18 protein-coding genes and 2 pseudogenes are annotated in these 21738 nt (G+C 70.5%); 15 read left to right on the top strand and 5 right to left on the bottom strand.

Annotated elements, in window-relative coordinates; translation table 11 throughout:
* Positions 1-17 precede the first annotated feature (17 nt).
* From CP984_RS38630 to CP984_RS38605, 6 genes are all read left to right on the top strand, one after another.
* Positions 18-1241, top strand: a complete 1224-nt coding sequence (locus CP984_RS38630) for a cytochrome P450 (RefSeq protein ID WP_003979487.1) — start codon at positions 18-20, stop codon at positions 1239-1241.
* A 392-nt stretch (positions 1242-1633) separates the two neighbouring features.
* Positions 1634-2695: a class I SAM-dependent methyltransferase gene (locus CP984_RS38625; RefSeq protein ID WP_063727274.1), complete on the top strand. Its 1062-nt coding sequence runs from the start codon at positions 1634-1636 to the stop codon at positions 2693-2695.
* A 118-nt stretch (positions 2696-2813) separates the two neighbouring features.
* Positions 2814-4307 carry an asparagine synthetase B family protein gene (locus CP984_RS38620; RefSeq protein ID WP_003979489.1) on the top strand — a complete coding sequence of 498 codons (1494 nt, stop codon included), beginning with the start codon at positions 2814-2816 and terminating at the stop codon, positions 4305-4307.
* A gap of 71 nt (positions 4308-4378) precedes the next feature.
* Positions 4379-5758 carry an ATP-grasp domain-containing protein gene (locus CP984_RS38615; RefSeq protein ID WP_030178258.1) on the top strand — a complete coding sequence of 460 codons (1380 nt, stop codon included), beginning with the start codon at positions 4379-4381 and terminating at the stop codon, positions 5756-5758.
* On the top strand, positions 5751-7022 hold the full coding sequence (locus CP984_RS38610; protein WP_050504548.1) for an MFS transporter: 1272 nt from the start codon (positions 5751-5753) through the stop codon (positions 7020-7022). The genes CP984_RS38615 and CP984_RS38610 overlap by 8 nt, the downstream gene beginning before the upstream one ends.
* A 354-nt stretch (positions 7023-7376) precedes the next feature.
* Positions 7377-7748: a hypothetical protein gene (locus CP984_RS38605; protein WP_003979492.1), complete on the top strand. Its 372-nt coding sequence runs from the start codon at positions 7377-7379 to the stop codon at positions 7746-7748.
* A 116-nt stretch (positions 7749-7864) separates the two neighbouring features.
* Here CP984_RS38605 and CP984_RS38600 read toward each other — a convergent pair.
* Positions 7865-8454: pseudogene (locus CP984_RS38600) on the bottom strand (lytic polysaccharide monooxygenase auxiliary activity family 9 protein).
* A gap of 1111 nt (positions 8455-9565) precedes the next feature.
* Between CP984_RS38600 and CP984_RS38595 the strand changes: the two are divergent.
* Together CP984_RS38595 and CP984_RS41680 are read left to right on the top strand one after the other, a co-directional pair.
* On the top strand, positions 9566-10093 hold the full coding sequence (locus CP984_RS38595) for a DapH/DapD/GlmU-related protein (protein WP_030178251.1): 528 nt from the start codon (positions 9566-9568) through the stop codon (positions 10091-10093).
* A gap of 80 nt (positions 10094-10173) precedes the next feature.
* Entirely contained in the window at positions 10174-10332 is a 159-nt protein-coding gene (locus CP984_RS41680; RefSeq protein WP_156100278.1) for a hypothetical protein, read from the top strand.
* A 1062-nt stretch (positions 10333-11394) separates the two neighbouring features.
* On the opposite strand, the gene CP984_RS38590 is transcribed toward CP984_RS41680, so the two are convergent.
* Positions 11395-11601 carry a hypothetical protein gene (locus tag CP984_RS38590; protein ID WP_003979495.1) on the bottom strand — a complete coding sequence of 69 codons (207 nt, stop codon included), beginning with the start codon at positions 11599-11601 and terminating at the stop codon, positions 11395-11397.
* Positions 11602-12337: 736 nt separating this feature from the next.
* Here CP984_RS38590 and CP984_RS38580 point away from each other — a divergent pair.
* Entirely contained in the window at positions 12338-13030 is a 693-nt protein-coding gene (locus tag CP984_RS38580; protein WP_003979496.1) for an SDR family NAD(P)-dependent oxidoreductase, read from the top strand.
* 46 nt (positions 13031-13076) lie between these two features.
* Positions 13077-13355, top strand: a pseudogene (locus CP984_RS43080) (transposase family protein); the annotation flags it as partial.
* 369 nt (positions 13356-13724) lie between these two features.
* On the opposite strand, the gene CP984_RS42395 reads toward CP984_RS43080, so the two are convergent.
* Positions 13725-13868 carry a hypothetical protein gene (locus tag CP984_RS42395; protein WP_226048750.1) on the bottom strand — a complete coding sequence of 48 codons (144 nt, stop codon included), beginning with the start codon at positions 13866-13868 and terminating at the stop codon, positions 13725-13727.
* A gap of 1085 nt (positions 13869-14953) precedes the next feature.
* On the opposite strand from CP984_RS42395, the gene CP984_RS38570 reads away from it, so the two are divergent.
* The gene (locus tag CP984_RS38570; protein ID WP_003979498.1) at positions 14954-16252 is read left to right on the top strand and encodes a PqqD family protein; all 1299 of its coding nucleotides are present in this window, start codon (positions 14954-14956) and stop codon (positions 16250-16252) included.
* A 3-nt stretch (positions 16253-16255) separates the two neighbouring features.
* The gene (locus CP984_RS38565; RefSeq protein ID WP_003979499.1) at positions 16256-17578 is read left to right on the top strand and encodes an ATP-grasp domain-containing protein; all 1323 of its coding nucleotides are present in this window, start codon (positions 16256-16258) and stop codon (positions 17576-17578) included.
* On the opposite strand, the gene CP984_RS38560 is transcribed toward CP984_RS38565, so the two are convergent.
* On the bottom strand, positions 17548-18510 hold the full coding sequence (locus tag CP984_RS38560; protein ID WP_030178239.1) for a carbon-nitrogen hydrolase family protein: 963 nt from the start codon (positions 18508-18510) through the stop codon (positions 17548-17550). The two genes, CP984_RS38565 and CP984_RS38560, sit on opposite strands and share 31 nt — an antisense overlap.
* Before the next feature lie 187 nt (positions 18511-18697).
* Between CP984_RS38560 and CP984_RS43075 the strand changes: the two genes are divergently transcribed.
* Entirely contained in the window at positions 18698-19162 is a 465-nt protein-coding gene (locus CP984_RS43075; RefSeq protein ID WP_003979501.1) for a hypothetical protein, read from the top strand.
* A gap of 131 nt (positions 19163-19293) precedes the next feature.
* On the opposite strand, the gene CP984_RS38550 is transcribed toward CP984_RS43075, so the two are convergent.
* Complete coding sequence (locus CP984_RS38550; RefSeq protein WP_003979502.1) at positions 19294-19926, bottom strand: phosphatase PAP2 family protein; 633 nt, start codon at positions 19924-19926, stop codon at positions 19294-19296.
* 280 nt (positions 19927-20206) lie between these two features.
* Here CP984_RS38550 and CP984_RS38545 point away from each other — a divergent pair, with 280 nt between their 5' ends.
* On the top strand, positions 20207-20575 hold the full coding sequence (locus tag CP984_RS38545; protein WP_003979503.1) for a BlaI/MecI/CopY family transcriptional regulator: 369 nt from the start codon (positions 20207-20209) through the stop codon (positions 20573-20575).
* On the top strand, positions 20575-21504 hold the full coding sequence (locus CP984_RS38540) for a M48 family metalloprotease (RefSeq protein ID WP_003979504.1): 930 nt from the start codon (positions 20575-20577) through the stop codon (positions 21502-21504). Before CP984_RS38545 ends, CP984_RS38540 begins: the two co-directional genes overlap by 1 nt.
* Positions 21505-21738 lie beyond the last annotated feature (234 nt).

The following is a 21738-nucleotide window of genomic DNA, read 5'->3' as shown; positions in this document are numbered from 1 at the left end:
TAAGGGGAACGCTCGCCATGACCACCCCCCAGCACCCCGACGACTTCCTGCGTCTCCTGCGAATGCGCAGCGCGGCCGAGGACGGGATCTTCCGGGTCGACGAGGAACGGCTCGCCGTGTTCGATCCGGAAGCGGCCCGCCGGATCAGCGCCGCGAACTGGCACCGGTTCGTCATGCACGACCGCCTGGTCGACATGGTGCGGCGGCGCCGGAGTCCCGAGGTGCGGTGGAGCCAGGTACGGTCCGCCTGGCTCACCCAGCTGCACGCGCTGGCCACGCCGGAACAGCACGGCCGGCTGATCGAGCGCATGGCACAGATCATGGACGCGCGGCTCGGCCGGGACGTGGATCTCACCATGCTCAGCCAGGACGTGGCCGTGCGGTCGCTGCTGCCGCTCGCGCTGTCGGGCCTCACCACCGGCGAGGCGGATCTCGTCCGCCGGGACCTGGAGATGAAGCTGCTGCGGCTGGTCTCGCCCGACCCGGGCAGCACCTGGCACCACCTGCGGTTCGTCGCGGTCCAGATACGGTCGGGACTGGTCGTGCGCCGGGTCCTGCGCCAACGCGCCCGCGGGCGCCGGGGCCGCGAGCCGGACCTCGCCGACCCGATCGTCGACCTGCTGCCCGCACTCGGCATGGACCGCGCCCTGGACGTGGTGACGGCCGTCCTCACCGCCATCGGCGGCCCGCCGGGCACGGCCGCCGCGAGCGTGCTGTACGAGTTCGCCCGCCGCCCCGAGTGGCAGCGGCGGCTCGCCGATGAGCTGGGCGCCGTCGACCCCGTCGCGTTCCGTACGGCACCGCCGGACGCGGCCCCGGTGACCCACCGCTTCGTCAAGGAAGTGCTGCGCCTGTGGAGTCCGCCGCTGCTGCTGGTACGACGCTCCACGGTCCCGTTCGACCTCGGGAAGACACGCCTGGCGCCGGGCGACTGGTACTTGCTGAGCCCGCACATGATCCATCGCGATGACCGCGTCTGGAAACGGCCCGACCTCTTCGACCCGGACCGATTTCTGCCCGGTGCGCCCCACGGCCCGGCGGACCGCACGTGCTACGTGCCGTTCGGCTGGGCGCCCAAGAAGTGCATCGGCGCGAACATCGCCATCGTCCAGCTGATGGCCCTGTGCCACCTGCTGTGCACCCGGTACCGCCTGACCGTGCACCGGCCGGACGAGGTCACGATGGCCTTGCGTTTCGCTCCGGTACCGGAGAACTTCCGGGGGGAGCTGGCCTTCCGGTAACGGGGGCCGATTCCTGAGTGGTGGTGCCGTGTGCTGAGTGGCGGTGCGGTCCCGGCTCCGCCGCGTACCCTGCTCGATCGCCCGCCGCATGTCCCCACGCGTCTCTTGCGCCATGCACACCTTCTGCGCCCGGTGCGTCCCGTATGCGCCATACGGGCTCTGCGGCCCGTCGAGATGCCCGCCGCCAATACCGGGTTACCGGGAGGCCGGGTCACCGGTAGACCGGGTCACCGGTAGGAGCCATCGGCACCAGGCCGGTTCCGATGAGCGGAACAGAGCATGACCGGGCGACCGCGGGCGTATCAGACTGCCGACTGCGCCATCTGAGCCGCAACCGTCGGAGGGCGCCGGACCATTCGGCTCCGCGCGCCTCACGACAGGGGGGAATCACCATGAAAGCGCAATCTCTGGTGCATGCATTACGCGACACCGCATACCTGGACGGCATCGACGTGGGCGCCTATCTGGACCTGGTCCGCGAGCAACACCCACAGCTGTACGCAGAACTCGACTTCGGCCGGGACGGCGCCCAGCAGGCCCTCGCCTCGCTCGCCCAGGTGTTCAACGAGTTCGAGACCGACGACCGGGACAACGGTCGCGGCGATTCCTATCGCCGAGCTCAACAGAACATCGCCGTACGGATGACGGGAATCCGCCGGCTCTTCGAACTGGCCGGCGGAGTACAGGACGTACGGGACCTGCCTCCCACGTGGCGCATCCTGGACCTGCTCGCGGGCGACGGGCTGCTCACCCGCGCCCTGCGGGTGCTGGCACCGCAGGTACGCGACGGCGTCATCAGCAGCGACATCGCGCGCACGATGGTGACCGCGGCGCTGGCCGCGGGCCTGCCCGCGATCCGGCAGGACGCCCGGTTCCTCTTCATTCGAAGCACCACCATGGACGCCGTCATCCTGGCCTACGGAAGCCACCATGTGCCGTCGGACGACCGCACCACGGTGTTCCAGGAGGCCGCGCGGGTGCTGAGGCCGGGCGGGCGGTTCGTCGTCCACGACTTCGAAGAGGGCTCGCCCTCCGCGCGCTGGTTCTCCGAAGCCGTCCACCGGCACTCCGCGGCCGGCCACCCCTACCGGCACTTCACGGCGGAGGAACTGCGACGGGGCCTCGGCGCGGCCGGACTGCGCGGGATTCGCGTCCACCGCGTCTACGACCCCTTCATCATGCGGGCGGCCACACGCGAGGACGCCGCCGGGCAGCTCGCCGACTACATGCACGACATGTACGGCCTGTGCGGTCTCGACCGCGGCGACGCGACACGAGAAACGGTACGTGCGCGGGTCTGGCACCTGTGTGAGGAATGTTTTTGCTTCGGCCCCCACGACGGCGGCGCCGACCACACCGACACGTGGCCGCGACATCCCGCCGTGTACCGCGTGGGCGGACAGTGGGTCGCGGAGATTCCACGCATCGCGCTCGTCGGAGTGGGCGAAAAATAGCCCGCCGACCGCACGCCAGGAAAGCAAAGGGAAGCAAAGGAAAGCAAGGCAGAAGAACAGGGGGGCTTGGAATATGTGTGGAATCGCCGTGGAATTACGGCCGCGCACGCCGGGTGAAGTGCCCGTCGCGCGTATCGGGAAAATGCTCGCGGAGATCGCGCATCGCGGTGATCCGGAGAACGCGGGCGGGGCCCGCGGGCTGCCGGGAGCGGCCCTGGGCTGCAACCGGCTGGCCATCGTCGACCGGGAGTCGGCGATCCAGCCGATGACCGACAGCACCGGCACCCTGTGGGTCGCGTTCAACGGGGAGATCTACAACCACGCCGCCCTGCGACGCGAACTGCGCCGCCTCGGCCACACCGTCCGCACCGGCTCGGACACCGAGATCCTGCTGCACGGGTACCGGGAGTGGGGCCGTGACCTGCCCGCCCGTCTGGACGGCATGTTCGCCTTCGTGGTGTACGACGTCGCCCGCCGCGCCTACCTCGCGGCCCGCGACCGGTTCGGGGTCAAGCCGCTCTACCGGGCCACGGACGGCGACGCGGAGTACTTCGCGTCGGAGATGAAGTGCTTCCTCCCTTTCGGGCTGACGCCCGAAATCTTCCCGGCCGGCCACTGGACGGACGGCCGTACCACGGTCCGCTACCACGAGGAGCCCGAACGGCCGCCGGCCGGGACGGACCGTTCGCTGGTCGCGGAGTTCGGGCACCTGCTGGACGAGGCCGTCCGTAAACGGGTGGACACCGACCTGCCGATCGGCGTCATCTACAGCGGCGGCCTGGACAGTGCCTCCGTGCTCGCCCTGGCGGCACGGCACCATCCCGACGTCACCGCCATCTCGGTCGGCTTTCCCGGCTCGTCCGATCTCGCGTTCGCCGTCAGGTCCTGCGCGGACCTCGGCATCCGCCATGTGGTGCGGCACCTGAGCCTCGACGGCCTGGTACGCGATCTGCCCAAGCGGGTCCGGGAGGCCGAGACGTTCGAGACGGTCGACATCATGGACGCCTCCGTCATGGCACCCGCCTTCGAGACCGCCGCCGAACTCGGCCTCAAGGTCGCCCTGGTGGGCGACGGCAGCGACGAACTGCTGGCCGGCTACGACCTCTTCCGGGAACACCCCGACCCGGTGGAGCTCATGCGGTACCGGGTCGGGAACCTGCACCGTACCGATCTGCAGCGGGTCGACCGGGTGGCGATGCACCGCACCGTCGAGGCCCGGGTCCCCTTCCTCGACCGCGACCTCGCCGATTTCGCCTGGCGGCTGCCGATGGACGTCAAGTACCGCGACGGCACCGAGAAGTGGGTCCTGCGGGAAGCCATGGCCGGCATCCTCCCGCCGTACCTGGCCCGGCGCCCCAAGATCCGGATGCCCGAAGGCACCGGCCTGCTCTACCAGTTGCTGGAGCACGTCAAGGGGCAGTGGCCCCACCGGGCGCCCGGCCGGCACCCGGAGCTGCGGCGCCGGATCGGACTGGACCAGCCGGACGCCGCATACCTCCTGGAGCTGTACCTGGAACACGGCTATCCGCTGCCCCGAAGCCGTCACAAGCGGCCCGGCTGGGACTTCGCCCCCCACGGCTACTTCGCCTTCCCGGGCGCCGGAGCCCGCTGACCGGTTCCGGAACCCGACGAGGAAGCCCGACACGCTTACACGAAGACGAAGAAGAGGAAAGGGACGACCCTATGGGGGATTCAACGGTGCTGCTGGTGTACGCCCGGGGCGGGCCGCCACCGAGCGACGCCATACCGAAGGCCGCGGCCGCCACGGACCGCCTCCACCTGCTGCTCCTCGACCCGCTGCCGCTCCCGGCGGTCGCCCCGGCGGCCCGGTGCTGCGCCTCGGTCACCGACCTCACCGCCGACCGCCCGGAACCTGGTGAGCTGATCGACAGAATCGTGGCCCTGGCCCGCCGCACCGCGGCCGACGCGGTGCTGACCTTCTCCGAGTTCGCGCTGCTCGCCGTCGCCGAGGCCGCCGAGCGGCTCGGCCTGCGCGGTCCCGGCCCGGGGGCGGCCAGGGCCCGCAGCAAGCGCCTGATGCGGCGCACCTGGGCGGACGCGGGCCTGCCCGTCCCCCGCTTCCGCTACGTCGACTCGCTCACCGACCTGGAACGGGCCTGGGCCGAACTGCACCCGCCCATACTGCTCAAGTCGGCGTGGGGCGCCGGGTCGATCGGCCAGACCGTACTGGAGCAAAGGGCCCAACTGGCCGGTGCCTGGCGCCACATGCTCGGGGCGCTGACGGCGGCGAGGGCCCGCAGCATGAGCGAACTCAAGGCCGGTGAGGCCGGCCACGAACTCATCGCGGAAGAACTCATCCCGGCCACCACCGAGTCCTGGTACGACCGATCCGGCTACGGCGACTACCTCAGCGTCGAGGGAATGGTCGTCGACGGCGTCTACCACCCGGTGTGCATCACCGGGCGGCTGCCTACTGTGCCGGACTTCACCGAACTGGGGAACATGGCGCCCTGCGTACTGCCCGAGCCCCTTCAGCACACGGTGTCCGAGCTGTCGCGGCAGGCGGTCGACGCCCTCGGCCTGGGGACCTGCGGCACCCACACCGAGATCAAGCTGATGGCGGACCGCCGGCTGTGCCTGCTGGAGACCGCGGCCCGGTTCGGCGGACTGCTGCTCACCCAGCAGATCGAGGCCATCCACGGGGTGGACCTGGTCGGTGCGCTCACCCGGGCGCACCTCGGACAGGACCCGGGCCTGCCGGACGGCCTGCTGACCGGCCCCGGACGCTGCGCGGCCGGCTCGGTCAACGTCCTCGCGACCGACTCCCGGGGCCGGCCGTGGACGACCCGGCCGCTCTTCCTTCCCGAGGCGGTGGACTGGGACCGTCTGTTGTCCCCGGGCAGCGGCATCCGGGTGGCACCCGATTTCACGGTCCCGTCCGGCACCGTCATGCACCGTTACCGAACCGGTCACGGCTCCCTGAACCTGGCGGGTGTCCTCCTGCTCACGGCGCCAACCCCCCAGGTTCTGCTGCGCGATTCCTACGCGGTCCTCAACGGTCTCGAAGAAGCCTTGGCGGGCGCCGCCCTCGCTCATGGCTGACCGGCCCCGGCCACACATCACGCCGGGCCGTCGTGCCCCCGGTCCTTCGCGCGCCGGGATCACGACGACCTGGCGCGAGGCGCCGCCCGCGGCCCGCGCCCTGATCGGCGGCATGTTCGTCAACCGGCTCGGCGGGTTCGTCCAGGTGTTCATCGTCCTCTACCTGACCGGCCTGGGGTTCTCCGCGACGCAGGCGAGCCTGACGCTCGCCGCGTACGGCACGGGCTCGGTCGCCGGGGTCCTCGCGGGCGGCCGGCTGTGCGACCGCTTCGGCGGGCACGCCACCATCGTCGGGTCCATGGTGGTGTCGTCGGTGCTGCTGCCCGCCGTCCCGTTCACGAGCGACTTCACCGTGCTGCTGCTCGTCCTCGCCCTCCAGGCGGCCGCCGGGCAGGCCTACCGCCCGGCCGCGGCCGACCTGCTGAGCCGGATGCTGCCGGCCGACCGGCACGTCATGATCTTCTCGATGTACCGACTGGCGATCAACCTCGGCGCCGCGGCAGCCCCGCTGCTGGGCGCAGCACTGGTCGCCCAATCGTACGAACTCCTCTTCTTCACGGAGGCGGCTGCCGGCCTGGCCTACGCGATCGTCGTCGCACGTTGTGTGCCCAGACAGCGGCGCCGGGAACCGGTGACCCGCGCCCACTCGGGCCCGCGCGGCCGCGGCTACCGTCCGCTCCTCGCCGACCGCCGTTATCTGCTCCTGCTCCTCGCGATGCTGATCAGCACCCTGGTCTACGTCCAGTACCTGTCCGCCCTGCCGCTCGCCGTCCACGACCAGGGCCTGCCCACCACGGTCTACGCGGTGCTCATCACGGTAAACGGGCTCACCGTCGTCGCCTTCGAACTCCCGGTCACCCGCTTCACCCAGCGGTGCCGCATGCGGCCGGTGGCCGCCGCGGGAACGGCACTGACCTGCCTCGGGATGATGCTGTACGGACCGTACTGGGGCATCGCCGGACTGGTGGTCGCGACCCTGACGTGGTCCTTCGGCGAAGCCCTGTCGGCTCCCACCCTCTTCCTGGCCTACCCGGCCAGGGCGGGCCCGCCGGACCTGCGGGGCCGCTACCTGGGCGCGGCGAGCGCGATGTACGGCCTCGGATCCACCGCGGGCCCGGTCCTCGCGGTCGCCGGCTGGGACCTGCTCGGCCGCTCCCTGTGGTGGTGGTCGGCCGTCGCCGGGCTGCTGGCCGTACCCGCCGCGTGGGCAGGCGTACGGCCCGACGCACACGGCGACGGGTCACGTCCGCCTGTGGGCACCTGAAGCGGCTCACCGGGTCGGCGCGGCCGGGGGTGCCTCGCGGGGGGGATGCTCCCCCGTGCTCGGACCCGAACTCCGGCGATGTCGATGCAGGCGCTGGGAGCGCAGACACAACGTGACGTGGAAGGTGGGGCGGCGGGTGTTGGGTGCGCAGCAGCGGTTCTTCGACCGGCTGGTCGACGGGCGCGGGGCGGACGGTGGCCCCGTACGCCTTGGTCTGCACCTATGTGAAGTCGTGGCGTGCGGAGATCTGCGGCAAGCACGCAGGGGGGCGCCTCCCGCCCCACCTCGGGCGCCTGTTGGCGCGGCTGAGCGATCCGCCGGGCCGGTTCGGCCCTGGAACACGTCTCTGCCGCCGTGGTCGCGGCGGAACTGGTCATCATGCTGCTCGCCCACCTCGGCACCGAACGGCGACACTGGCGCCACTACAAGAAGGACAAGGCAGCACCCCACCAGCATGACGACATCAGGCTCGGCCCCGGCCTGGTCTATCCCGTCGCCGCACTGGCCCTGGTCGCCATCGCCGTGATCAGCGGCACCGACGTCGAGTGGAACATCGGCACGCTGAGCCTGCTCGGCGTCCTCGGCATCCTGGTTCCGGGCTACGCCGCCAACTCCGTCATGCAGCTCAGCACCCGGGGCCGCAGCAAGCCGCTCAAGGGCTGGCAGGAGATGCTGGCGTACACCCTGGCCGCACTCGGCGGAGCCGCCGCGGCCGCCTTCATCTGACCACCGCCCCACCGGCGCCGGGCACACACCCGCGATGTGTGCCCGGCACCGTCTTTGCCCATCAAGGTCGGCCCCAACAGCCCACGGGAGCCGGTGCGCCCCGGCCCGGGGACGTGTCAGAAGCGCACGTCGGAGCAGGCGTAGAAGGCGTTGCCGGTGTCGGCGATGGTCCAGACGCCGAGGATGAGGTGCCGGCCGGTCTTCTGTGGCAGGACGCCGACGTGGGTGACCGTGGAGCCGGGCAGACGGCCGCCGAAGGGCACCGTCAGGAAGGGCTGCGGGTCCAGGTCGGCCCTGGTCAGGGGCTTGTGGGGTCCCAGCCGTCCTTGGTGATGTAGTAGCGGAAGTCGGTGGTGGCGTGGCGGGCGGTGATCCGCCAGGTGAAGTTGTGGCTCTGGCCCGCGGTCAGCTTGGTGGCCGGCCAGTTCCCGCCCCGCGGGTCGTCCAGTTCGGAGAAGCGCCCGATGCCGCCCGCGCAGATGCGCCCGTCGGCGGGCCCGCGCGCGGGGAATCCCTTGGGCCCCTCCACGCTCGGCGGCTCCCACTGAATCTGCCCGCAGTTTCGGACGGTGCCGTTGCCGCACAACTGCTGGCGGCTGACGGGCGAGTCGGTGTAGCCGTGGCCCTGAGCGCTGCCGCTGGTGGCGAGCAGGGCCGTGCCGGCGAGGCCGAGGCCGAGGAGTAACGAGGTGAGCTTCCTGCGCATGGCGTGCTCCCGTGGTCCAAGGGTGCGGATGAGGCGGACACGTACCTCGGATGCCCTGCCCGGACGGACAGGGAGGACGAGGTGGCGGTACGGAGGCAACCGGAGGGCACACGTCCGATGCGGTCTAGACCAAGTTCGAGGCTAGCCCGACGATTTGAGCATGTCCATATCAACGGCAAGTCCGTCGGGACATGGATCGCCCTGGTCACTGCAGGCCCTTCCAGAACTTCTTGGACCAACGCGAGATCCCCCGGCCGAAGTCCTGCCGAGCGCTGGGCACCTGACCCCGGCTTCGCACGATCCCCGGCAGAGCCAAGCCGACAGGCCGGTCGGATACTTGCTCTGCGATTTCCCGGCATGATCATGGCATGGCAGTCTGACGCTGGCCTTGATGCGCCTTTGTCGGTATTAGGGCTGTCATTGCTGCTATAGACCACGGCAGCGGGCGGACACGCACACGTGAGCGCCCATGGTGCGGATGTAGCGGCGAACGGGACCTTCATCAAACTTCCGACGTCGACCGGTGACTTCTCACGCGGCTGGTGTCCGGGGACGTGCGGGCGCCGCGGCGCCTGCGTCCTCTGCGACAGGCGGGCACCCATCGCCGTGCACCACCGAAAGGCAGCCGGTGCCGACCGGGGTCGCCCCGGAGTCCCAGGAGGAACACTTTCATGAAGCGCCTGACAGGTACGGTTGCGGCCGCGGCGGTTTTCGTACGGCACTCATCGTCGGAGGCTCGGGGCAGGCCTTCGCCGCCACCAAGACCGTCCAGTGGAAGAACAAGGCCGCCGGGTACTGCCTGTCGTCCATCGCTGACACGCTCAGCACGGCCAAGTGCAACCTGCGGATCACCAACTAGCAGGAGACGAAGCAGGCCGACGGGACCTTCGTCCTCGAGAACTCGACCGACGGCTGATGCTTGGACAGCAGGAAGAACGGCACCGCCTACACCCACTCGTGCAACGGCGTTAACAACCAGCAGTGGCGCGGGGCCAACACTTCCACTCACCTTCCACAACCATTGGTTGTGTCTGGTGTGGTGCAGGGTTGTTTGATCGAGTGGTCGGGGCGGTGGTGGGATCAGTGCATGTCTACCCGCACAGAGCAGATCATGTATGTCCAGACGCCTGAGTTCGCGCGTCACGCGGAGCGGATCGCGGAGGTGACCGATGCGACGTCTCGACTGAACGTGCTTCCGTTCAGCGACAGCAAAGGTCGCGCGAAACTACTTTCTGTTGTGTTCGGTGGCCCGCTGCCGGAATCGGTGACGATCTACCCGCCGTTCTTCACCGAGCACGGGCTGAACACGACGTTCGGCGAGAACGTCTTCGTCAACCAGGGATGCACCTTCATGGACAAGGGAGGCATCCGTATCGGCAACGGCGTCATGATCGCCCCGAAGGCCAGCCTCATCACCGGAGGACATCCACTGCCCCTGGCCGAGCGCCGCGAGTACCTCTCCTTCGCCCCGATCGTCATCGAGGACGACGTCTGGATCGGGACAGCTGCCGTGATCACGCAGGGAGTGACCATCGGCGCCGGTGCGGTGGTCGCTGCCGGTGCGGTGGTCACTCGTGATGTTCCTGCCCGCACCGTGGTCGCGGGAGTGCCCGCCCGGGTGATCAAGACGATCGACTGAGCCCGGCCGGCTGCCGGCCCGGGTGCGCAGCACCTCTGCGGTCTGATCCCGATGCCCCGTCACGCCAGGCTGAGCGACCGGTGGTGTACCGCGTCCGACCTCTGCTGCCCTCCAGTACCGGTCGTCGTGGCGGGCTGCGGGCCGATCACCGCCGCATTGTGGAGACGATCGCCTATGAGGCGGCACGGTGGGCGACGCACTGGCTCACCCACCACCACCTCGGCACCGACAGCGACTGATCAACCCAGGCGCCGCATCACACCGACGCCTGGCGGTCAGCCGCCCGGGGTCGGCTGCAGGGCGGCGCGCAGCAGCTTGACGGGGGCGGCCGCGGCCGCCATGGCTTCGGAATAGACGGCCGTACGGGCGGGTCGCCCAAGAGCGCGACGGCGGCCTGCACAGCATCCCGGCCTGGACGGGCACGGTACGCAGGGCGGCGAGCGCGGCCGCAGCCTGTCCGGCCGGAGTGTCGGCGAGGGGCCAGCGGGCTGCCGGAAGCCCGGCGCCGCACCCCGCCGCCGCGCCGGGGCTTTCTTCGTCGCCAGCCAGCACCGGTTGGGGCTGTTGTCCCTAACGGGCCCAACACCTCCTGGGTGCGGACATGCGAGACGCCTTGCCGGATGCCCGGCAGGGCCTTGTCGGTATGCGGTGCGAGTGGGCCCGCCCCAGCGGTGCGCCTCGTCGGGGCGGGCCTGGTCGTGCGCTGCGCGAGCCAGGTCAATTGTCCAGCCAGTCTCGGAGATTACGATGCGGGCGGCGTAGGTGGCGGGCCCGTTGGTGCCCGGCTCGGTATCACCGTCGTGGTACTCGGCGGGGCCGATGTCGCGGGCCAGCGGTGCCAAGTACCAGGCCGGCTGGGCCAGGAACGGGACTGGGTCGGCCCGCAGCTCGGCGAGTAGGTTCGCCACTGCGGAGAACACGCTCGCCGAGACGCTTGGTCCAGTAACGGAAGCACGGCGGGCGAGAGCCGAACACCGTTCTCGTCTTCCCTCTCAGCGCGATCGGGGGCATCGCTCACTGGTGCTCGTCTCGCGATCGGCGGCGGCCCGCCGTCACCGTGATGTACCGGCTGTGGCACTCATGGACGCATCCTTCCGGCGGCGTCGAGCCTGCCGCCTGCTGGCCGGGGAGTGCGAGCGGTGACGTAAGAAACGGGAAGTACACACGAACCGAGACTGATGCTGACCGCTCCGATTCCGCCGGAACACCCCGCCGGCCATCAAGGCGCGCCTTCGTCCAGCGACGTGAGCTTCGAGGGGCGACGTCCAACGCTCCAGCGCCCGCGCTCCTCTTGCACCAGGTCAAGCGCCCGGGATGAGTCCTCCGCACACGGCGCGATCGTAGAGTCGCTGGACCCATTCGTTAGCACCGGGACCGGGATCGTCGGTCAGGACGGGGTTCGGGCCGGTCTCGATGAGGTGCAGCAGCGACCCGGCGACGCCGAAGCAGTCGTCCGGGCCGAAGCAGGAGACGAGGGCCCGGGCCTCTTCGCCCGTGACGGGTTCCACGATGGCCTCGAGTTGCCGGACCCGCCTGTCGATCTCTTCTTCGCTCGCTCGCCCGCGCCGTCGTCATCGCCGGACTCCTGGACGAGGACGGCGAACGCACCCTGTCTGTGATCACGACGCCGGGCGTGCCGGACTGGGACACCGTGGGACTGTGCCGGTACGGCGCCCTGTCCGTCGAAACCACCGGCAGAGGCTTCTTGGGGACGACGAATGATCGACCGCGCCGCCATGCCCGAAGCCTTCCGCCGCGCGCTGGCCGATGCGCCCGGTAGGCCGTGCGGCCTCGGGAAGCTGCCGCTCGCCGAAGGCCGGCCAGCCGAGGTGCCGTACCTGGTGCTGCGCCCGGAAGGCGGACCTGTCGGCGGCGCGCCCCGGCCGGCGCCTCCGAGGACGCGTAACTCCTTTACCGGATGACGGCCCTGGCCGCCCGTACCGACCAAGCCGAGTGAGTGGCGGACCGAGTACGACGTGCGGTCCTCGAACGCACCGCGACCGGTGACTGGCACTGGCCGATCGACGTGCCGGACGTCAGCGTGTGGGCGCGCGGGCCAACGACTCGGTCCGCGATGGAGTCAGGATGTGTCGGCCTGACAGGTCGGCTGGCAGGTGGCCGACCGAGGAGCGGTCCGAGACCAGTGAAACGGTCACACGGTGGCCTTGGCGCCTTGGTCTAGCGGCGTCGCTCGCGTCGTAAACCACTGGCTGATCGCATCATCCCGGAGGAAGGCTGTGCCCCATGACGACAACCTTGATCACCGGGGCCAACAAGGGTCTCGGCCACGAGGCCGCCCGCCGCCTGATCGCTGCGGGCCACACCGTTTACGTCGGAGCGCGCAACATTGAGCGGGGGTCGGCGGCCGCGGCCGAGCTCGGTGCCCGGTTCGTGCAACTCGATGTCACCGACGACGCGTCGGTGGCCGCCGCAGTGGCCACCGTTGAGGCCGACGGTGGCCTGGACGTCCTGGTCAACAACGCCGGAATCGAGGTGCGGTCGCCGGAAGGCGACATCATCGGCGCCGCGGAGCTGACCGCCGACGTGATGCGCGAGGTGTTCGAGACCAACGTCTTCGGCCTGGTCCGGGTGACCCACGCGTTCCTGCCGCTGCTGGAACGTTCCGCCGCCCCGGTCGTGGTCAATGTGAGCAGCGGCCTGGCCTCGCTGGCCCGGGCCGCCGGCCAAGGCTATCCGGGGGTCGCCTACGCGACCTCCAAGACTGCGGTCAACATGCTCACCGTGCAGTTCGCCAAGGCGTTCCCACTGATGCGGATCAACGCCGTGGAACCCGGCTACACCGCAACAGACCTGAACCGGCACGAGGGCGCGCAGACCGTCGAGCAGGGCGCCGAGATCATCGTTCGGATGGCTCAGCTGGAACAGGACGGCCCGACCGGCGGCTACTTCGACGCGGCGGGCCCCCTGCCCTGGTAGGCGACCAGGTTGGCGACGCGGCCCACGCTGCCGCTCGACCAGGGCCGTGCCGTGCCAACGGCCGCACGGGTTCTTTGAGTGCGGCCAAGAAGCGGGCCCGTGCGGCCTTGAACCACCCTGCCTTCTGCGGCGTCCCGCATGCACATTCCGGCGATCTGATCGAAGAGTGGGCAGGCCCCTGGCTGGTTCGGCAGAAGGTCAGCACTGCCGCCTGCTCGTCACCCTGGTCCGCTATCGCACCGGGCTCCCGTACGTCGCGCTAGCCGAACGGTACGGCACCGCCCGTTCCACGATCTCCCATGCCATCGGCGAGATGCGCTCACTGCCAGCGGTTCACGGTTTCGCCGTCCCGGGCCGCCCCGGTGTCCGGCTGCGTCCTGTGGCGGACGTGTTCGCCTACGCCGAGGCCGAGGGGATCAGGCTGCGGATCGACGGCGCCGAGACCCAGGTCCGCCGGCCTCAGGCCAGTCGGCCCGGGCGACGGGCCTTCCTATCCGGTAAGACGCAGCAGAACCCCATCAAAACCACCACCCGCGCCTGCTGTGATAGCCGGGCGCGGGCCGCCCAGGGCACATGCACGACCAGACCGCGACGCGCACCGAGGGCATCGCCGAGCAGCTCCGACTCCGGCCCAGGACGACAGCCAAGGTCGACAAGGGCCACCGGGACCCGGCCAACAAGTCCCCCGACCAGGTCAGCGCCCGCCGAAGAAGCGAAGGACAACGCGCCGCCCGGCGAGCAGCACACCCGGCAGGAAACGCCACGACGGCAGCCCTCCAAGCGGATCTGCATCGAGCACACCAACGCCAAGCTGCAGCACTGGCACCCACTCCAGCACTACCCCAGTCTCCGCAAGAACTACGCCGAGCCCCACCAGGCAATCGCCTCCCTGGTCTCGGCCCACTCCGCCCGCCAGCCACCCCGCCACAAGCCGAGCACCGCATCGGCGCTCGCCTGGCAGGCGGCCTGCTGATCAACCACCTGCCAACCCACCAGACCAACACACCCAGACCACAATCACAAACCGAATCATCAGAGCAGACGCGGTGACAGTCGATGCGGGATCCACGGCTGACACCATCACCTACCCACGACACTGTTTTGTCGGCCAGCGGGCTCGCCCGAAGCACCGCATATCCGAGAATCCCAGAGGCTGGTACTACTCCGGGCGTCTGGTCCGCTCTATGACGACGTCGAAGCGGGTGCGATCGGGTATCGGAACGGCGCTGCTCCATAGCCTTCTGGCGTATCCGGCATCGGCTCCAGCAGGAGGTTACGCGGCTGTTTTCGGCATGCGTGCCGGTGGGCGGAGTGATGGCGGCAAGCGGCTCGGCCTGGGAAGCCTCGTGGTGCGCATCGGTGGCCACGGCTGGGCCGGTGGCCGCAGCCTTCTGCAAGGGGGCCGGAAGCCGACGACGTGGCCGTCACGGCGCCCTGGCTCCTCTAGACGCCGTCTGCCAGTGCTCCTAATGTCCGGGCCGATGGGCGGCAGCACGGTACGGCAACCGGGCACCCGTCGGCGCATGGTGCCGCTGGTCCACCGCTCACCTGCCGTGCACGGGGGTTCCCGACCGGCGGCGCGTGACGACTGCCGGGTGGCCGACTTCTTTCCGCGTACATGACGATCAGTGATGACCGAGACTGGTGAAGGGCGGCGTCGCGAGGGCCCGCGGCCATCCCTTCTCACGGATGGAGGACCCTATGGAGCCTTCAGCCAGCACTGCACCGTTTGCGGCCGATGCGGGCGTGTCGCTTCTGCGGGCCCGGGCCCTGAATGGGCTCCTTGGCCACCTCGCGCCACCTGACCGTGAGGCGATCCGCAGCTCCGCTCACGCGCTGCACCGCCTGCTGCGTAGCCAGGGCGCCCGGAACGGAGGGACGGTACTGGTCGCCTACGGAGGCGGAAAAGACAGCAGTTACACGGTGGCGTTCACGCGCGGCATGCAACTGCTCCTCGGCCGGTGGTACGGCGATATGTTCACCCTCCGGACGGCCACCAACTGGCACGCGGGTATGCCGCGGGCGGTGATGGAGAACATCGACCGGGTCTATACGGCGCTGGGCATGCACGAGGACCCCGCGTGCGAGCTGCTGCTCGTCGAGGGCAGCCGCGTACGGCCGTTCGCCGTCGGCATTCCGCGCTCGCGGGAAGTGACGGCACGTAACCGTGCCGACATCCTGATGACCGGCCACCGCACCCATGCCGATGCCCGGCCCACCTTCTGCAACGCGTGCAATCTGAGCATGGCCAACGCCTTCGGAGTCGCGGCCTCATACCAACAGGGCGCCGACGTCATCATCACCGGTGACTCGGCCGAGGAGCAGCGGGCCTACACAGCGTGGATCAACCGCCTCGCCCGCCAGGTGCCCCGCCACGGCAGGCCGGGGCAGCCTTCAGGGTTCGGCAAGGTGCTGGGCGCGCTGGACGACGTGGCCCGGGCCTATTTCGAGGACATCCACGGGCCGCAGGGATCACGGGGTGCCGGCCACGGCGTACAGTCCGAAGTCCTGCCCCACCTGCAGTTCTTCTCGATCTACGCGAGCACGGCCTACGACGCGGGCAGCCACTGGGACCTGCTCTCGCACCACCTCGGTTTCGTCTTCGACGATCTCGCCTTCAGTTTCACCGAGTCCGACTGTGCGAATCCGGCGCTGATGGCTCACCTGCGGGGGCCGAAGGCCCAGTACCTCTTCCACCGCGACTACCGGGAGGGGCTGGAGGAGTACGCGACCTTCGCGCTGAGACTGATGCGGCGCAAGGAGTTTCCGCAACCGCTGATCGACACGATGGCGGCCCGCTACGCGGCTCCGGAGGCTCAGTCGGTACTGCGCAGGCGCGTCAACGCTTTCGCCCAGGAGGCATACGGGCTCGACGAGCGGCAACTGGTGTGCATGGTGTACTCGCCGTTCACCGGGGCCGGCGCCGGTCTGCGCCGCTACCTCACGAGCCGGGCGCCCCATCTCGCCAGGTGTGAGGTAGCCATCCGCCACCTGCTCTCCAGCCAGGACGGTGACGGGGACACAGATGACAGGGACCGGCTGGCGGCGGAACTGGAGCAGCTGAGCGGTCTGGAGCTGGGGCAGTTACGGACCCTTTACGGCAGTGACCTCAATCCAGGGCTGGTCCAGAGCATTCTGCGCGGAGACCCCCACAAGGAGCGCATCCGCACCCGGCACGCTCCGGACGGCCCGGAGATCGGCGAAACTCTCTCCGGGCGGTGAACGATGGCAGCGACTCGCGGCGCGTTCGTCCAGATCGGCGCCACGCGTGACGGCTTGGACCCGTACCTGCGCTGTGCGCGCCGGCGTGGCATGACCGCGGTGCTGGTGGAGACACCTGCCTATCTGCGGTGGCGCCGGCTGCTGCGTCGTCAGCCCTTCGACCTGGAGTTGCCGGTACCGGGCCTCGACAACACCGGGCAGATCGCCGACGCCTTGCGCGCCGCGGAGGTCGAGCCCGCTCTCGTACTCGCGGGATTCGAGCGGTATGTGCCGACGGCCTTCCGCTTCGCGGCGGCCGCACGCGTCGCGCCATGGCCGTACGTCGGGCGGCACTTCGTCCCTTTGGACAAAGTGCAGCAACGCGCCGCGCTGCGCCGGCACGCGCCTACGGTGCTGCAGCCCGGATACGCGCAGGTGCCTACGGGCGCTGTCGGCACCGATGAGAACGGCAGCAACGGTCCGGGGCCAGGCGGGCCCGGCCTTCCCACCGGGCTCTCGTTCCCGCAAGTGGTCAAACCTGCCGACGGTGCGGGCGGACTCGGCGTCTCCCTCGTACGGAACGAGGCGGAGCGCGCGATCGCCCTCCGGGACGCCGCGGCGACCGGCAACTACGGCGGTGGCGCTTTCAGCGGTCTGCTGGTGGAGGAACACATCTCCGGTACGGAGTACTCCCTGCAAGGTCTCGCCTGGAACGGCCGGTCCCGCATCCTCACCTGCTGCGAGAAGCTCGTCCTTTTGGAGAGGAGCGGAGCGCTGCGGGGCTTCCGGGAAGCCGGCCACCTCGCCGCGCCCGGCCCGGCCGCGCCACCGGCGCTCAAGGCACTGGCGCAAGCCGGCCTAACGGCCACCGGCTACGAAGAAGGCCCGTTCCACATCGATGTGATCGAGAACGATCAGGGCCCGTTCTTCATCGAAATGGGTTTCCGGCTCTCGGGCTTCGGGTTGGTCGCCCTCGTTACGCGTGTCTCCGGGCTGAGTTGGGCGGAGCACGCCTTCGCGGCGCATCTTGAGCGCAAGGCCCCGGTGGCGTCGCCGAACGGCGGGCGGCGCCGTCCCGCGGCCGGCCAGCTGCTGGCCACCGACCCGGGCCAGCTGGCCCGCGCCGCGAGACTCGCGGCCGAACAGGCGCACCAGGCGCGGGTACGGGTGGAGGCCAGTCCTCCCGTACCCGGACCGGACGGGTTCACCGAGCGGGAACTCGCCTGCCTCGCCTCGGACCGGCAGCGCCATGCCACCATCCTCGGCCGCGTCACGATCGAGCACGACGATCCCGCCTGGGTCCGTGACCGCCTTCTCTACTGTGCCGGGAGCGTACCGGGCGGCTGATCCCCGCGATCACTGAGGACGACGCCTTCCTTCGCGCGCTCGTCGATGTGGAGCGCGAAGATGTCCGGCCGGGCGTAGTGCCCCGTCACATCGAGGTCGAAGCGCGCCCGGGCGAGTTCGGCGAGATCCAGCTCGGCGGTGAGGATGCCTTCCCCGTCCCGCAGCGGCCCGGCCAGCACCTCCCCGAGCGGGGAGACGATGACGCTGCCCCCACCGATCAGCACCGTGCCCGCCTCGTCGCCCTGTACGGGGTGTACGTCCTGTGGCAGGTCGGCGCGCGTCAGGTACTGGCTGGCGCTGAGTACGAAGCACCGGCCCTCCAAGGCCACGTGCCGCATCGTCGCCTGCCAGCTTTCCCTGTCGTCCACGGTGGGCGCGCACCAGATATCGACGTTCTTGGTGTACATCGCGGTGCGGAACAGCGGCATGTAGTTCTCCCAGCAGATGGCCGAGCCCAGGCGGGCACGGCCGATCTCGACCACCGGCATCGAGGAGCCGTCGCCCAGGCCCCAGATCAGCCGCTCGGAACCGGTCGGCATCAACTTCCGGTGCTTGCCCAGCAGTCCACCCGGCCCGAAGAACAGCGCCACGCAGTACAGGGTTCGGCCGCTGCGCTCGACCGCCCCGACGACGGCGTGGTGCCCCAGCTCACGGGTCAGCGCACCCAGCGCCTCGGTCTCGGGGCCGGGTACGTCGATCGCCGCATCCCAGTAACGGCGGAACTCCTCCCGCCCGATCGCGGACCGCGACCCCACGGTCACCCCGAAATCCAGGCCCTTGGGATAGCCGCCGATGAACGCCTCCGGCAGAACGACGAGTTCCGCGCCCTCCCGCATCGCCTCAGTGATGAGCCGCTGCGCCTTTGCCAATGCTTCGCCGGTATCGAACAGCGGAGACCCTGCCTGCACGACGGCTGCCTTCATGCGGTCCATGACGCAAAGATACGGAACCGGCACGGAGCGGTGGCCGCTATCGCGAGGAAAAACGATCGGCCCACTCCATGGACTGTCGATCGAGCTTCCCGCACCAGGATGCCCGCATTCACCCAAGCGGAATCTTGACCAACTGAGCGTCTGGTTCGGCAGGCCGGGCGTCGCGCCGGTTGGGAGTGGCTTCGTCATGAGGCGGCGGGTCGATCACCATGAGGCGGGTCGCAGCTGCGACACCCTCGGCCTGCTCCTGACCGTTTTGGTCACTGCCGCCGGCGCGTCTGACACCGCGGCCGGCACCCGGTTGCCGTCAAAGATCGCAGCCGCCCACCCACGGGTGCGCGATGCGTCCAACGCCTACCCGGACTACTGCGTGAACGGCGCGGCCCACGCCAACTGCCGCATTCAAGTCGAGATCTGGGACAACGCCAACCACCGGTTCAACTCGGCCTTCAAGGACGACAACTCCTGCGCCCGGGGCCGCCACCCGGTCGGCGGTTCGTGGTGCGTATCCAATTGGGACCCTGTCGATTACGGCAGTCGTGTCACCGTGCACGCCTACTTCCGGCTGTACAGCAGCAACCGGCAGGTCAACGACACCAGCACCAACTCACCGTCGACCACGGTGTCGTACACGGGGATGGCGCACTGCTGAGCCACCGGCGCCCGTGATCCAGCGCTGCCCCCGATGACGCCACGGCGTCGGCAGGCGCCTCGCTCGCACCGGTCGGAGCAGAGAAGGGAAGCCGCTGACGGACCGACCGGACGGGCTGACGACACCTGTGGTCAAGGCGCTGAACCCGGCCCGTGCGCCGAGGCCGACAGCAGCAGGCGCAACGGTCCGGCCGCCGTCATCCTTAGGGCGAGCGCCGGGGAAAGACGCCCCGCCGCAAGCATGATCCCGAGTGCGGTGAGCCCGCCCACGACCAGACCGGTCAGGACGTCGTGCGGATAGTGCACGCCCACCCAGACCCGGGAGGCCGCCATGGCAGCCGCCGCTCCGCAGGCGAGGGCACCCAGCCACCGCGAGACGAACAGCAGCGCCACGGCCGCTGCCGCCGCGATCGCCGCGTGATTGCTGGGGAACGACCAGTCGCCGGGCGCCGGGCACGCCTCCAGGGTGCTCACCCGCAGGCTCTGGCACGGTCGGTCCTCGCGGACCACAGGCTTCAGGACGACGTCCAGGCCGTACGCCAGGAGAGCGGCGAGCGGTACGGCCAGCGCCGTCACCGCAGCCGCGGCTCCCGTGCGGCGGGCCCGCCACCAGCCCAGGACCATGAGCAGGGCGAAGAGCGCCAGCCCGTATGCGGACCACACCGTGACCGCGGTGTCCAGCCAGCGGGGCGAGTGCTGCGCCAGGCGCGTCACGGCTTCGTAGGCGGGGCCGTCGACCGGCGCCCCGTCGAACGCCAGGATCACCTACATGTCCCCTTCGCCAGGGCGGACCTGCGGCTTCGGTACGCGTACGAAGCGGCGGCGGGCGGCATCAGCGGACCCACCGGCGCGGCGCAGGCGGCCGGCGGCGGCTGCGCGGGGAGCAGGCCCTGCGCGGGCTGCGACGATGGAACGGGTACGGGCATCGGCACGAGTCCTTCCCGGCGGCGGCCGGATGCACGGCACCCGGCCGCGCACCCGACCGACTACAATTCTGTAGACGGTCTACAGCACTGTAGACGATGGTGAGGTGAGGAGCGTTCCCGTGAACGCCGAAAAGGACGAGCGCCGGCCGGGGGGCGAGCTGGAAGCCGCGGTGCTGGCCGCACTGTGGGCCGCGGACACACCGCTCACCCCGGCCCAGGTACAGGCCGCTCTCGACTCCGGCCTGGCCCGTACGACCGTGACCACGATCCTGTCGCGCCTGTACGAGAAGGGCACCCTCCACCGGGAGCGGCAGGGCCGCGGCTACGCCTACCGCCCCGTCCAGGACCCGCACGGCCTGACCGCCCTGCGCATGCACGGCGAACTCGACCGCGACAGCGACCGCAAGACGGTGCTGGCCCGCTTCGTCGCCCATCTGAGCCCGGACGACGAGCAGGTGCTGCGCCGGCTGCTGGAGGAGGGCCCGTGATGATCGCATTGCTGCTGGCCCCGCTCCTTCTGCCCTGCGCGGCGCCCCTGCTGGCCCGCCGTGTCCTCGACCGCTGCCCGCCGGTGGCCGCCCTGTGGATCCTCAGCGTCTCGGCGCTGCTCCTCGCGGCCGGCACCGTGGCGGCGCTCGGCACCCTCGCGCTGACCGGCCTGCTCGACATCCCGGCCTTCGCCGCCCTCGGTGAACTGGTGCACCCGCTGCGCACCGCCCCCGAACGGCTGGTACTGCCCCTGGCCGCCCTGGCCACCGCCCTGCTCATCCTCGCGACCCTCACCCTCGGCCACTCGGTCGTACGGCAGGCCGCCCGTCTGCGTACCGCCCGGTCCCAAGCCGGCCGCCAGCCCGCCGCGGGCGACCTGTGCGTCGTCGAATCGCCACACCCCGACGCCTACGCCCTGCCCGGCCGCCCGCACCGCATCGTCGTCACCACCGCCATGCTGCGCAGCCTCGACGCACGCGAGCGCGAAGCACTCTTCGCGCACGAGCGCGCCCACAACGCCGGCGGTCATCACTACTTCCTGGCCGCGGCCGAACTCGCCGCGCACTGCCACCCCGCCCTGCGCCCGGTACGCGAGGACATCCGGCTGGCCGCCGAACGGGCCGCCGACGAAGCCGCCGCCACCAGCGTCGGCGACCGTGGCCTGACCGCGCGCGCCATCGCCCGCGCCGCGCTGGCCGCGCACACGGCACACACCTCCCGGTCCACGGTCACACCCGCGGCCACCACCGGCCCCGTACCCCGGCGCGTGACAGCCCTGCTGCGCCCCGCCGCACGCGCCCCGCGCGCCGCTTCCTGGATCGCCGTCCCGCTGGCCGTCTGCGCCTTGCTGTCCTGCGGGGCCGCGGGGACCGGCGCGCTCCACGTCCACCAGGACGTCGAAGTCGCCCAGGGCGAGACCGGCCCCTGAGCCGCCCGCCCGAGTACGCGGCACCGGCCGGGCTCCTCCCCAGGTGATCGCCGGTCGGGGCGCGGCGAGCACGGCGGCCGCAGCCAGGACGTCCCGGCCCCACTGCGAGCCGACTCCGTCTCCCCCTACGCCTGGCTGCCGTGTCCCGGAAAGCGCATGCGGCCCTGTACACCACACGGGGCACATCTGCCGATCCGGGCAACGCCGAAGGGCAAGAAGGCATCTCCGGTGGTG

This window comes from Streptomyces rimosus (assembly GCF_008704655.1).
In the GTDB taxonomy this organism is placed as follows: Bacteria; Actinomycetota; Actinomycetes; order Streptomycetales; family Streptomycetaceae; genus Streptomyces; species Streptomyces rimosus.
This window is presented reverse-complemented; position numbering and strand designations above follow the sequence as displayed.

Coding starts and splice junctions, on each gene's coding strand:
- CP984_RS38595 (WP_030178251.1), top strand. CDS start 9,566: ATGTATGTCCAGACGCCTGAGTTCGCGCGTCACGCGGAGCGGATCGCG.
- CP984_RS38580 (WP_003979496.1), top strand. CDS start 12,338: ATGACGACAACCTTGATCACCGGGGCCAACAAGGGTCTCGGCCACGAG.
- CP984_RS38540 (WP_003979504.1), top strand. CDS start 20,575: ATGATCGCATTGCTGCTGGCCCCGCTCCTTCTGCCCTGCGCGGCGCCC.
- CP984_RS38565 (WP_003979499.1), top strand. CDS start 16,256: ATGGCAGCGACTCGCGGCGCGTTCGTCCAGATCGGCGCCACGCGTGAC.
- CP984_RS43075 (WP_003979501.1), top strand. CDS start 18,698: ATGAGGCGGCGGGTCGATCACCATGAGGCGGGTCGCAGCTGCGACACC.
- CP984_RS38560 (WP_030178239.1), bottom strand. CDS start 18,510: ATGGACCGCATGAAGGCAGCCGTCGTGCAGGCAGGGTCTCCGCTGTTC.
- CP984_RS38615 (WP_030178258.1), top strand. CDS start 4,379: ATGGGGGATTCAACGGTGCTGCTGGTGTACGCCCGGGGCGGGCCGCCA.
- CP984_RS38630 (WP_003979487.1), top strand. CDS start 18: ATGACCACCCCCCAGCACCCCGACGACTTCCTGCGTCTCCTGCGAATG.
- CP984_RS38625 (WP_063727274.1), top strand. CDS start 1,634: ATGAAAGCGCAATCTCTGGTGCATGCATTACGCGACACCGCATACCTG.
- CP984_RS38610 (WP_050504548.1), top strand. CDS start 5,751: ATGGCTGACCGGCCCCGGCCACACATCACGCCGGGCCGTCGTGCCCCC.